The organism is Curtobacterium sp. MWU13-2055 (assembly GCF_023242305.1).
Classification (GTDB): domain Bacteria; phylum Actinomycetota; class Actinomycetes; order Actinomycetales; family Microbacteriaceae; genus Curtobacterium.
The window spans coordinates 180510-192415 of sequence record NZ_JALLIO010000001.1 but is presented as its reverse complement, the minus strand read 5'-3'; the positions used below and the strand labels follow the sequence as shown (position 1 = coordinate 192415).

Here is an 11906-nt window from a genome sequence, read left to right as displayed (position 1 = left end):
GCGGTGTGGGCCCAGTCCGTCACGTGGTGACCAGGCGACGGACGGGAGGCGCGGATCGCGTCAGCGGGTCAGCGCGCGGTCCGCCGCGGCGCGGGCCCAGTGCTCCGCAGCGAGCACGCCGTCGAGTGACGACTCCCCCGCGGTGTGCTCCTCGACGACGCGCTCGACCGTGTCGACGATGTCGAGGAAGCCGATGGCGCCCGCGTGGAACGCGGCCACGGCCTGCTCGTTCGCCGCGTTGAACACGGCCGGGAAGGTCCCGCCGAGTTCACCGACATGCTTCGCGAGGGCGACGGCGCCGAACGCGTCGGCGTCGAGCGGCTCGAAGGTCCAGGTGCTCGCCGTCGTCCAGTCGAGCGGCACACCGACCCCGGGCACGCGGTCCGGCCACGCCAGGCCGAGCGCGATCGGCAGACGCATGTCCGGCGGCGAGGCCTGCGCGATGGTGGAGCCGTCGACGAACTCGACCATCGAGTGCACGATCGACTGCGCGTGCACCGTGACCTCGATGCGGTCGTACGGCACGCCGAAGAGCAGGTGCGCCTCGATGACCTCGAGCCCCTTGTTGACGAGCGTGGCGGAGTTCGTCGTGACGACGAGTCCCATGTCCCACGTGGGGTGCGCCAGCGCCTGCGCCGGGGTGACGTCGCGGAGCTGCTCGCGGGTGCGGCCGCGGAACGGACCGCCGCTCGCCGTCAGGACGAGCCGCTGCACCTCGGTGTCGGCACCGGAGCGGAGCGCCTGCGCGATCGCCGAGTGCTCACTGTCCACGGGGACGATCTGGCCCGGCGCTGCAGCCTGCTGCACCAGGGAACCGCCCACGATGAGGCTCTCCTTGTTGGCGAGCGCCAGGGTCGCACCGGTCTCGAGCACCGCGAGCGTCGGCCCGAGGCCGACCGACCCCGTGATGCCGTTCAGGACGACGTCGGCCTCGACGCTGCGGACGAGCCGCTCGGAGTCCTCCGCCCCGAACGCCGTGTCGCGCACGCCGAACCGCTCGGCCTGCTCGGCGACCAAGGTGCGGTTGCTGCCGGCGGTCAGACCGACGACCTCGAACCGGTCGGGGTTGCGGGCGACGACGTCGAGCGCCTGCGTGCCGATCGAGCCGGTGCTGCCGAGGACGACGATGCGTCGCCTTTCAAGGGTGTCCACGGCGCCAACCCTATCTGCGGGCTCGACGCGTGCAGTATGTTGCACACCGCACTTCACGGCCACTATGGTGACGACGCAACCTCAGGAGGGGATGAACGATGTCGATGAAGAACACAGTTGCCGCTGCCGTGATCGTGGTGTTGGGGATCGGAGCGCTGCCGACGGCAGCGAACGCAACAACTCCCGCGCCGACCACACTCGCGGTACTGACCGATCTGCGGGGGGCCCAGTCGCATGCGGAGATCGATGCCGTGATGCAGGGCGCAGCTCCCGTCGAGGCCCTGGCCGATCCAGACACCGGAGACATCCTCGCGGCAATGAGCGTTCGATCACGTGCGCTCACGCCGGTGGGACCCGGATGCACCAGCACCAGCGCATGCATGCTCCGTTCGTCGGGCGGGCCGTACGGTTTGACCGGTACCGGAACGAAGACCGGCACGTGGAGAGGGGTCACCGGCGTGAAGTCCGGAGATCGACGGACGAGTTTCTGGGCATCGAACGGGATGGCCTACGAGTATCGAGCAGGTGCCTCGGTGACGTGGACGAAAGCTGTCACGGTCACCAAGGTGAGCCGCTGACTGCTGTCGTAGGACGGAAGAGGCCGACCACTGTTGTCAGTGGTCGGCCTCTTCAGGTCGTGTCGACTTCGGCGCTCAGCCCTTCGCGAGGATGTCGACGACGAAGACGAGCGTGGCGTTCTTCGGGATGCCCGAGCCTTCGCGAGGAGTCGCGCCGTAGGCGTCCTCCGGCGTGGCGACGATCAGCACCTGCGAGCCGACCTTCTGGCCGACGAGCCCCGTGACGAAGCCCTTGATGAGTGCGCTCTCGGAGACCGTGAAGGTCGTCGGGGCGCCCTTCGACCACGAGGAGTCGAACTCCTTGCCGGTGTCGTAGACGACGCCCTTGTACTGCACGAGGGCGGTGTCGCCGTCGGCGATGGACGCGCCGTCGCCCTGCTTGAGGACCTCGACGGTCGTCTTGGTCGGGGCCTTCACACCGTCGGGGATCGTGATCTCCGGCTCGCCGGACGCCTTGTCCTTGACCGTCGGCAGGCCGGGGTCCTGGTCCTGCGGGGTGCCGTTCGCCTTGGTGGGGGTCTGCGCGACGACGTCCGCGACCACGACGATCTCGCCGCCGGTGTTGAAGCCGAGTGCCGCGGACTGACCGACCGCTGCCACCCGGTCGCCGACCTTCGAGCAGGCGAGGAGGGCACCGAAGCCCGAGCCGCCGACGGACAGGACCTGCGGGTTGCCCTCGTCGAAGCCGACCGTGCCGAGCTTCTTGGCGTCCTTGGCCTCGTAGACCGTGTACGACACCTGGGCGTAGTCGCCCTCGTCCAACGACGCGCCCTTGCCCGAGACGAGCTTGGTGGCCTGCGGCGTCTTCGCCGACAGACCGGCCGCGAACTTGACCGTCGGGGCCTTCGCGCCGCCGAACGAGCCGGTCGCCCGGATCGAGTCAGAGGACTTGCCGGGGTCCGGGCAGGACGTGATCGCCGAGGCGGTCGCACTGGCGGTCGGGGTCGGCGAGGCCGTGGACCCGTCCGAACCGGAGCCGGAGCATGCGGCGAGGCCCAGCACGACGGCGGGGATGAGGGCAATCGGGAGCAGGCGCAGACGCTTCACGGGACCCTAGTCTGCCCCACCTGCTGAAGAGTCCCCTGCCAATGTCGCAGCACGGACGACGGTCTGGGCCTCGTGGTGCACCGGGAACGACACCGACCGGGCGATGAAGCAGAGCTGGTTCGCCGTGGCGTGCGCGGCTTCGGCATCGGCCACCCGGTCTGCCTCGAGGATCGTCACGACCGGGTGCAGCGTCGCACCGGTGAGCTCGCCCGAGCCGTCGCGGTTCAGGTTCAGCGACGCAGTGGCCGTGTCGCGGTAGTCGACGACGGTGAAGCCCTGGGTCACCGCGACGTGCAGGTAGCTGAGCATGTGGCACTGGGCCAACGCGGCGACGACGAGTTCCTCCGGGTTCCAGCGGTCGCGGTCACCGCGGAACGTGGGGTCGGCCGAGCCGGCCACGTCGGGCTTGCCGACCGCCGAGACGACGTGGTCGCGCCCGTAGTCGCGGTAGCCGGACGTGCCGGTGCCGCGGTCTCCCGTCCAGCTGACGGAGACCTCGTAGGTGTGGTCCTGCACGGGTGCTGCCCCTTCGTCGGCGTCACTGGCGGTCGTCCGCCCTGGCTAGCATGGCGGCATGACGGTGAGCCACGAAGTCCGCACTGATCGCCATCCTCTCACCGCCGACGGGTCGGTCGAACTCGCGGTCCTCGACCGGTCGGGGTTCGACGAGAGCCGGCACATCGGCGCCGGGGTCGTGGTCGACTCCTCGGGTGCCGTCGTCGACTCTGTCGGCGACGTCACCGCCAGCATCTACCCGCGCTCGACGATGAAGCCGTTCCAGGCCCTCGCCGTCCGCGGCGCCGGTGCCCGGTTCTCCGACGAGGAACTCGTCCTCACCACCGCGAGCCACGCCGGTACCGTCGCACACCAGGCCCTCGCGCTGCACATGCTCGAGTCGTTCGACCACGTCGAGGCCGACCTCGGGTGCCCGCCGGACATGCCCTTCGACCGAGCGACCGGCCGGACGATGGACGGCCCCCGGCGCCTGGCGATGAACTGTTCGGGCAAGCACGCTGGCATGCTCGCCGCCTGCCGCGTCAACGGGTGGGACGAGGCGACGTACCTGGACATCGAGCACCCGATGCAGCAGCGCGTCCGCTCGGTGGTCGAGGAGTACACGCACGAGACGGTCGACCTGGTCGGCACCGACGGCTGCGGCGCTCCCGTCTTCCCGCTCACGATGACCGGACTGGCACGCGGGTTCGCCGGCGTCGTCGCCCGGGCCGACGACGACTCCGCGGCGCTGACCGACGCCGTCCTGGCGCACCCGTGGGCGATCGACGGGGTCGGGCGGGCCAACACCGTCACGATCGAGCGGCTGCAGGTCCTGGCGAAGCTCGGGGCCGAGGGCGTCATGGTGATGGGGCTGCCCGGTGGTGCCGCGGTCGCGGTGAAGGTGCTGGACGGGTCACAGCGCGCGGGCACCCTCGCAGCGCTCGCCCTGCTGCAGCGGAACGGGCTGGTGGGCGCCGACGGCGTGGCCGATGTCCTGGCGGCGACGGGTGAACAGGTGCTCGGCGGTGGTGTGCCGGTCGGCGCGGTCCGGGTCGGCGCCGGCCTGCGCTGAGGCCGTCATCCGACGAGCTCCGGCAGTATCGGGAGCACCGGGAGCACCGGGAGCACCGGGAGCACCGGGAGCACCGGTTTGAGCGTCACACCGCGTCGGTCGGGTGGGCGACGGACGGTGCAGCCGTAGCGGGTGACCTCGACCGCGGCGTCCCACAGCCGTGGCATCGCGCCGAGTCCCGGGACGAGCACGACCGTGCCGCTCGGACGTCCGGAGCGGTCGAGGCGAGCGAGCACCGCCGTGCCGTCGGGCAGCGTCGTACCGTCGGGCAGGGTCGCGCCGTCGGGCAGCGCCGGACCGTCGCCAGCGGGGCTTCCGGGTCTGCCGGCTGCGCGGAGGTCGTCCCACGGATCGGCGGTGGCGCGGAGCTGTTCGGCGATCGCCCGGAACACCGCGGCGGCGAGTGCCCCGGTGCCGACGACCACGACGTGACCGGTCGTGTCGGTCTCCCACGGGTCACCGTCCGGGCCGTGGCCGAGCAGGAGCCGTCCGGGCGCGCTCGGACAGTGGGACTCGATCGCCGCGGCGGAGTCGTCGCCGGCCAGCGACTCCGGTTCGCGGGGCCCGCCTGCGCCGGACCGGTGCAGCAGGACGTCGAGCACCGCGCAGCACCCGGCGGCTGCGAACACCACCGCACGGGAAGCGCCGTCGAGGGGCGCGAACACCCCGGCGAGGACGAGCACGACGGCGGTCCCGACCAGGACGCACCGAGCAGCGAACGGGGTCATGCCTCCATCGCAGCAGGACGGCGGCGTCTCCGGGGCGCCGAGGACCGATCTGTGGAGAACTCCGAGCGCTACTGCACGAGGAAGAACTGCTCGCCGATGTCCACCCGAGCCCCGCGCTCCACGCGGTACCGACGGCCGGGCTCGCAGCGACGGATCGAACCGTCGATGTGGCGGACGACGGTGCCGTTGCCGGAGAACCGGTCGGACACCCACAGGTCGTCACCGTCGCGGCCGAGCTCGAGGTGGGTCTTCGACACCGACTTGCCCGGATCGTGGACGGTCAGCAGGTCGTCGTAGCGCTCCCCCGGCTGCGGACGAGGCAGACGACCGAGCAGGCCCGTGCCGTGCACCCCGAACCGCTCGCCCGTGCTGAAGTGCAGCAGGAACGGCGCGCGCGTCGGGGTCTTCGAGACGATGCGGGTCTCGTCGACGTCCTCGTCGAGCTCGTCGGCATCCGCACTGGCCTCGGGACGGTCCGACGGCGGGAGCGGGAGCTCGGGTGCCGTCGCCCCGGGGAGCGGAGGCAGCGGCGCGGCGAGCGGGGCCTGCGCCGGCGGGGCCCAGGACCGTTCGGAGTCCTGCGGTTCTCCGTGCGGTGCCGCGTCCCCGGGCTCGGTCGGCTCGGTCACCGGCGCCGCGTGTGCGCCGCGGGGACGGCCACCCGGGCGCGAGGCCTCGCTGTCCGGCAGGGCAGACTCGTCGTCGGCGGCGGTCTCGTCGGCCACGTCCTCGACGGACCCGTTCTCGTCGGACCTGGTCTCACCGGACCCGGTCTCGTCGCTCGAGGCCTGATCGTCCGCAGGCGCATCGACCGGGATCTCGTCGTCCGGCACGTCGGTCGACGACGACCCGCCGGCTCCGGCCGACTCCACGCCGGAGTGCTCGGTCGCCCAGTCCGGACGCGCCATCGGCAACGGTACGACCGGTCCGGTGAACGCGGCGGTCACGGCGGGGCGGACTGCTCCGCACTCGCCGCAGAAGATGTCGTCGGGCTCGAGGCGGTTGCCGCAGACGTGGCAGATGGTCGTGGCGTGCATGCCCGGCGTCACGAGCGGCGCGGGCCGCGGCGGTCGGCGGTCGATCAGGGGCTCGACGACGGCGGTGTCCCCCGGCTGCGGCGGCGAGACGACGGGGACGGCTGCGGTCGGTTGTCCGAGCGCACCGTCCTGCACGGGCTCGCCGGAGCGGGTGGACGTCGTGTCGTCAGCACCGTCGGTGTCGGCGTGCACGGCTGCGTCATCCGTCGCGTGCGGGGACGCCGCGGTGTCGTCTGGCGTGTCGTGGGACGTGTCACGGGGCGTGTCGTCAGCGACGGTCGGTGCACTCGGGACCGGCGGCACGACGGGAGCCGGATCAGCTCCGGACGCGGGCTGCGCGGCATCGGTGGTGGCGCCGCGACCGACCCACCAGGACGGGCCTGCCGGAGCCGCGGACGGGGCCGGAGCGACCGGCGGCGCCCACACGGGTGCCGGCGCCTCGTCAGCGGCCGGCGGGGTCACGGGACGGTCCTCGACGGGAGCCAACCGGGTCCGCTCGGGGTCGTCGGCGAGGGCGTCGGCGGGCTCGGAGCGGTAGGCGTCCGGGTCCAGTGGCGGTTCGTCCTGGGCGGGGACGGCGTCGGGCTGCGCGGCCGCGGTCGACCAGCCGCCGAGGCCGGAGCCCGCTCCGTGCACGTGCGACGGTGCCTCGCGCGGGGCGAGGTCGCCGGGGCGTTGTACGGGCACCGCGGTCGGGGGTTCGGTGCTGCGGCGGTCGGCACCGGTCAGCCAGGCGCGGGTGGCGGGGTCGAGGGTCGACTCGGGCAACCACGCGTCGGCCGCAGGGTCGGAGCGACGTCCGTGGGAGTCGGGCTGCTGGAGGGGCGGTGGTGGCGCCTGCTCGACGGGGGTCGGAGCGACCGGCCGGCGGCTCGCTCCGGCGGTCACCGCGCGTCCGCACTCACCGCAGAAGATCGCCCCCTCCGGGAGCATCGATCCACAGTGTTCGCATCTGATCACGGTCTGCCTCTGTCCTCACTCGGCCGTCCACGACGCTCGTCAGGCCTCCGGCCATCGTAGTCACCGCGTCTCGCCGAGCCCTGACCGGTGGTGGCGCGCGGCCGTCCGGGTCCGCGCAGGGACCGGAGCGACACGGCGGTGCGGAACCGCTCACGGCGCGTCCGACCGGCGCGCAGGGTCCCCACCGCGTCGTCCGTCGCCGACCACATCCGGTCGGCGGCGGCCTGGTCGACATCGCTCGGTCCGAACACCGCCCGGTCGGCGAGGGCGGCCAGTCCGGTCCCGCCCTCACCCGGAGCACCGGTCACGGTCTCGCGTCGTGTGGCCGATCCGGCCACGTCGTGCCCACGGTCGAGGAGCGCATCGCGGTACTCGTCCCAGGCCCCGACGATGCGACCGCGCGGCGTCGGAGCACGACGGCGCCGTCGGCGCCGGACCCGCTTCAGCAGGACGACCACCCCGAACGGCAGGAGCACGAGGGCGATCAGCCCCAGTGCGCCGAGCACCCACGGCAGCGCTGCGAGCAGGATCTGCAACCACAGCGGCTGCACGGGCGGCGTGCTCCGGTCGCTCTGCGGCGGCGCCTGCTGGTCCTGGTCCTGCTGGTCGACCGGAGGCGGCGGCACGACGGTCTCGGGACGGGTCACCGGCTGCGGCGTCTGCTGCTGCTCGTTCGGGATCTCGCGGACACTCGGGTTGGGGTTGAGCATCACCCACCCCCACTGCGCGGTGTCGACCTCGATGCGCGCGGTGACGTCCGAGCCGCGGAACGTCGTGGTGCCGCCGCTCGCCGACGCCCCGCCGGACCCCGAGTCGCCGCCTGCGGTGAAGCCCATGACCACCCGTGCCGGGAACCCGAGCTCGTCGGCCATCAGCGCTGCTGCGGCGGCGTACTGCTCCTGGTCGCCGATCATCAGCGGCGACGTCAGGAGCTCCTGGATGCGGTCGGCGCCGTGCCCCGAACGGCTCATCCGGTCGTCACCGACGCCGTGGCTGACGTACCCGTTGCGCTTGAGCGCCTGGATCACCGCGACGAGCTTCGCACCAGAAGTCGCATCGGCGTCGGTCGTCGCCTCGACCGTCTCGCGGACGGCGTCCGGCACGTCGCGCGCCGTCGGGACCGCGGCACTGCCAGGGCGGGCGGCCGCGAGCTGCTCGTCCGTCGGCTGGTCGGGGACCACGGCGGTCAGGTCGTAGGAAGTGCCTTCGCGGACACCGCCGACCACGGCGCCCGTCTGCGTCGAGCCGTTGTAGAAGAAGGAACCGCGCTCGTCGTCGGCGTCGGTCCCGGTGAAGTCGACGCGCTCCAGGTCCCCCACCGTCGGCAGCCAGACCCCGCTGTAGCCGTCGACGGTCACCCCGACGCGCACCGTGGTGCCGTCCACGCCACGGACGTCGACCGACGTCGGCACGCGCTCGAACGTGCCCGACGACGAGGAGCCGTCCGACCCGCCGACGCGGTAGACCACGCCGTCGTAGGTGTCGAGCGTCGCGATGCGCACGAACCCGTTCTCCGGCAGTCCGGTGACCCGGAGCTGTGCGGTGTCCGCCGCGCTCTGTTCCTCGTACGCGCGGAAGCCGCTCAGCGGGCTGACGTAGTCGCGGGGGTCGAACGGCTTCACGACGTCCGTGCGGGCGACGGTGCGCTCGTTGGCCGGTGGCGCGACCAGCCCGAGACCCGTGGCGACGACGGCCGCCGCGACGATCGTCCCCGTGCCGACGAGCGCGGGGCGCACGACGGACCGAGCGATCGGCACCGGCGACCCGATCGTGGTCGCCACGGCGACCGCGCGACGTGCGTGCCGCACCGTCAGCACCCACACGAGCGCGACGGCGACGAGCACGACGGCCGTCACGATCGACGTGTCCAGCCGGCTCGGTCCGACGACCACCCCGATCGCGAACAGCACCAGTGCCGGGATGCTCGCGAGTTCCTGCCTGGAGGCACGGGTCGCCACGCTCACGGCCGTCACCGTGGCGACGAGGAGCGTCACGAAGTACGGCACGAGGAGCGCCTCGTACGAGCCGACCGGCAGGCTGATGGTCACCAGCTGCTTCCACCCAAGCGCGACGCCGGCGAACAGCGCGAGCAGGCCCGGGCCCGTCGGCAGGACCCCGTTGGCCTGACCGGGCACGGCGGCGGGTACACCGGCGAGCGTGAACGCCGCCACCGTCGCGATCGCCACCACGACCAGCGGCAGCCGCAGGACCGCGCCGACGAGGGCGACGAGGGTGCCGAACGCGATCGCGGTCACCGCCGCGACGATCATCGAGTCGTCGCGGTAGACCGGCCACCACGACACACTCGCGATCGCGAGCAGGAGCCACACGACGAGGGTCCCGCCGGCAAGACGGAACGGCACGAGCCGCCGGGCATCGCGTCGATCGGAACGCCGGGTCGACCGACGGGCACGCTCCGCGGGCGGCGTCGGCGTGGCCACCGGAGGGGCGCTCACGCGGCGGCCGATCGGTGCAGGGCGTGCCGGAGGTCGTCCAGGTAGCCGATGGTCATCACGGTCAGGCCCGCGACCCGCAGGAACCGTGGCTGTGCTTCGGGCTCACAGATCACCGCGACGACCTCGACCCCGACGGGGAAGCGCGTCGCCGCGAGCCGGAGCGCCGGCAGTCCGATCGTCGAACCGACGACCAGGAACGCCACCGAGATGCCCTCGGTGTCGCTGCCGACGATCCGGGAGACCTCGGCGATGGGCAGGCAGGCATCGGCGAGTCCGACCGAGGCGAAGTCGTCGAGCAGTCGCGTCGGGGTGACCGTCGGCAGGGTCCGCACCGCGTAGACGGCACGCTTCGCGAACTCCGGGGTGCGTTCCGACACCACGACCGAGACCTCTCGGCCGTCGCGGATCGCACGGGCACCGAGCGAGGCCGCAGCGCTCACCGCGAGCTCGAACTCCTCGTCGTCCCCGAACTCCGACCGGGCGATGCCGAGTGCCACTACCAGGTGCGAGCGGCGCGTGTCCTCGAACTGGCGCACCATCAGCGCGCCCGACTTCGCCGTCGACTTCCAGTGGATGGTGCGGGGGTCGTCACCCGGCATGTACTCGCGGATGGCGTGGAACGCGATGTCGGCCGGCGACAGGTCGGTGGTCGCCTGCCCCTCGAGGTCGCGCACCAGCCCGGTGCTCGTCGACGGGATCGCGATCGTGCGCGGGTGCACGATGACCTGTTCGCGTGCGGTCCAGACGACCTCGCGGCGGACGAGACCGACGGGGTCGGCGCGGACACCGGTGACCGGCCCCACGTCGAGCACGCCGCGGCGCACGGTCGGCACGGGCACCAGCTGCTCGAACGTGCCGTGCGCGCCGATCGCCGGGATCGCGACGTCGACGAGACCCGGGCCGACCGGCACCTCGACCGTCGTCGGCACCGAGGGCAGACGTGTCGGGTTCTCCGCCGTGACCACCACACCGGCCTCGTCGCCGACCGCCACACGGTGCTGCGGCAGGCGCATCCGGATCACCAGCCGCGTGCGGCCGATGAGCGCGATGGCGGCGACGACGACGAGCACCGCTCCCGCGAACCCGACGACGACGATCTCGCGCAGGCCGAACCGGTAGCCGGCCACGAACGCGACGAGCGTGAGGGCCGCGACCGTCCACCCGAGCCCGGTGACGACGGAGGAGACCTCGCCCCAGGAACGCTTGACGAGCCTCCAGGCCGTTGCCCAGACCCGGACGATCCCGACGACCGCATCCGCTGCAACGCCGTCGCGGTCACCGACGATCCGTGAGCGGACGTTGGTCAGGCCGGCGACCGTCCCCGTGCGCTCGTACGCCGTCGTCCCGCGACGCGACCGCGTCGAGGACGGACGGCGTGAGCGCGTGGAGACGGGCCGGCGGTCCGTCACGTCGTGACTCGGTCGGCCGGCGGCGGCGTCTCCACCAGCAGCTGCGCGATGACGCTCGGCGCACTGACACCGTCGAACTCCGCCTCGGCGTCGAGCACCAGGCGGTGCGCGAGCACCGGGACGGCGAGGGCCTTGACGTCGTCCGGCGTGACGTAGTGGCGGCCGCTCAGCGCCGCGAGCACGCGTGCCGAACGGATGAGGCCCATCGCGCCGCGGACGCTGACGCCCAGGCGGACCTCGCTGGCCGAACGTGTCGCGTCGACCAACCGTGCGACGTAGTCGGCGATCACGGCGTCGACGTGCACCGTGCGGGCCAGCGCGGCCATCTCGGTGATCGTCGCCGCGGGCACGACACTCGCGAGCGGAACCGATGCCGACGGAGCCGACGAGGTCTCGAGGATCTTCACGGTGGCGGCGTGGTCGGGGTAGCCGATCGAGGTCTTCATGAGGAACCGGTCGAGCTGCGCCTCGGGCAGACGGTACGTGCCGGCCTGCTCGATGGGGTTCTGCGTCGCGATGACCATGAACGGAGCCGCCAGACGGTGGTTCACGCCGTCGACCGTGATCGCCGACTCCTCCATCGCCTCGAGCAGGGCCGACTGCGTCTTCGGGCTCGCACGGTTGATCTCGTCGGCGAGCACGATGTTCGCGAAGACCGGGCCGCGGTGGAAGTCGAACTCCTGCGTGCGCTGGTCGTAGACACTGATGCCGGTGATGTCGCCGGGCAGCAGGTCGGGGGTGAACTGGATGCGGTTCGTCGTCCCCTGCACGCTCTGCGCCATCGCCCGCGCCAGGCTCGTCTTGCCCGTGCCGGGGACGTCCTCGAGGAGCAGGTGCCCCTCACTGAGCATCGCCGTCACCGCGAGGCGGATCACGAACGTCTTCCCGAGGAGCACCTGCTCGACGTTGGTCACGATGCGGCCTGCGACGTCGGCGAACCAGGTGGCCTGCTCCGGGGTCATGCTCATGCGT

General features: G+C 72.5%; 10 protein-coding genes. 2 read left to right on the top strand and 8 right to left on the bottom strand.

The genetic code is table 11. The features are described 5' to 3' along the window. Positions 1-60: 60 nt before the first annotated feature. Positions 61-1152, bottom strand: a complete 1092-nt coding sequence (dxr, locus tag M4960_RS00845) for a 1-deoxy-D-xylulose-5-phosphate reductoisomerase (RefSeq protein ID WP_248703249.1) — start codon at positions 1150-1152, stop codon at positions 61-63. 98 nt (positions 1153-1250) lie between these two features. Here dxr and M4960_RS00840 point away from each other — a divergent pair, with 98 nt between their 5' ends. Next, complete coding sequence (locus M4960_RS00840) at positions 1251-1730, top strand: hypothetical protein (RefSeq protein WP_248703248.1); 480 nt, start codon at positions 1251-1253, stop codon at positions 1728-1730. Positions 1731-1805: 75 nt separating this feature from the next. Here the strand turns inward: M4960_RS00840 and M4960_RS00835 are convergent, their stop codons facing one another. Together M4960_RS00835 and M4960_RS00830 are read right to left on the bottom strand one after the other, a co-directional pair. Then, entirely contained in the window at positions 1806-2777 is a 972-nt protein-coding gene (locus M4960_RS00835; protein ID WP_248703247.1) for an FKBP-type peptidyl-prolyl cis-trans isomerase, read from the bottom strand. A gap of 6 nt (positions 2778-2783) precedes the next feature. Further along, complete coding sequence (locus tag M4960_RS00830) at positions 2784-3293, bottom strand: OsmC family protein (RefSeq protein WP_123294293.1); 510 nt, start codon at positions 3291-3293, stop codon at positions 2784-2786. Positions 3294-3351: 58 nt separating this feature from the next. On the opposite strand from M4960_RS00830, the gene M4960_RS00825 reads away from it, so the two are divergent. Further along, entirely contained in the window at positions 3352-4344 is a 993-nt protein-coding gene (locus M4960_RS00825; protein WP_248703246.1) for an asparaginase, read from the top strand. A gap of 5 nt (positions 4345-4349) precedes the next feature. On the opposite strand, the gene M4960_RS00820 is transcribed toward M4960_RS00825, so the two are convergent. From M4960_RS00820 to M4960_RS00800, 5 genes are all read right to left on the bottom strand, one after another. Then, a complete protein-coding gene (locus M4960_RS00820; protein ID WP_248703245.1) occupies positions 4350-5072 on the bottom strand; it encodes a hypothetical protein in 723 nt (240 codons plus the stop codon). 68 nt (positions 5073-5140) lie between these two features. Beyond that, entirely contained in the window at positions 5141-6877 is a 1737-nt protein-coding gene (locus M4960_RS00815) for an FHA domain-containing protein (protein ID WP_248703244.1), read from the bottom strand. A gap of 188 nt (positions 6878-7065) precedes the next feature. Continuing rightward, complete coding sequence (locus tag M4960_RS00810) at positions 7066-9432, bottom strand: transglutaminaseTgpA domain-containing protein (protein WP_248703243.1); 2367 nt, start codon at positions 9430-9432, stop codon at positions 7066-7068. Between the two features lie 89 nt (positions 9433-9521). After that, the gene (locus M4960_RS00805) at positions 9522-10934 is read right to left on the bottom strand and encodes a DUF58 domain-containing protein (RefSeq protein ID WP_248703242.1); all 1413 of its coding nucleotides are present in this window, start codon (positions 10932-10934) and stop codon (positions 9522-9524) included. Next, on the bottom strand, positions 10931-11902 hold the full coding sequence (locus tag M4960_RS00800) for a MoxR family ATPase (RefSeq protein ID WP_123294288.1): 972 nt from the start codon (positions 11900-11902) through the stop codon (positions 10931-10933). Before M4960_RS00800 ends, M4960_RS00805 begins: the two co-directional genes overlap by 4 nt. Positions 11903-11906: the final 4 nt, after the last annotated feature.

Bases quoted from the DNA above. Each gene is read 5' to 3' on its own strand.
- M4960_RS00840 (WP_248703248.1), top strand. From the start codon at position 1,251: ATGTCGATGAAGAACACAGTTGCCGCTGCCGTGATCGTGGTGTTGGGG.
- M4960_RS00825 (WP_248703246.1), top strand. From the start codon at position 3,352: ATGACGGTGAGCCACGAAGTCCGCACTGATCGCCATCCTCTCACCGCC.
- M4960_RS00820 (WP_248703245.1), bottom strand. From the start codon at position 5,072: ATGACCCCGTTCGCTGCTCGGTGCGTCCTGGTCGGGACCGCCGTCGTG.
- M4960_RS00800 (WP_123294288.1), bottom strand. From the start codon at position 11,902: ATGAGCATGACCCCGGAGCAGGCCACCTGGTTCGCCGACGTCGCAGGC.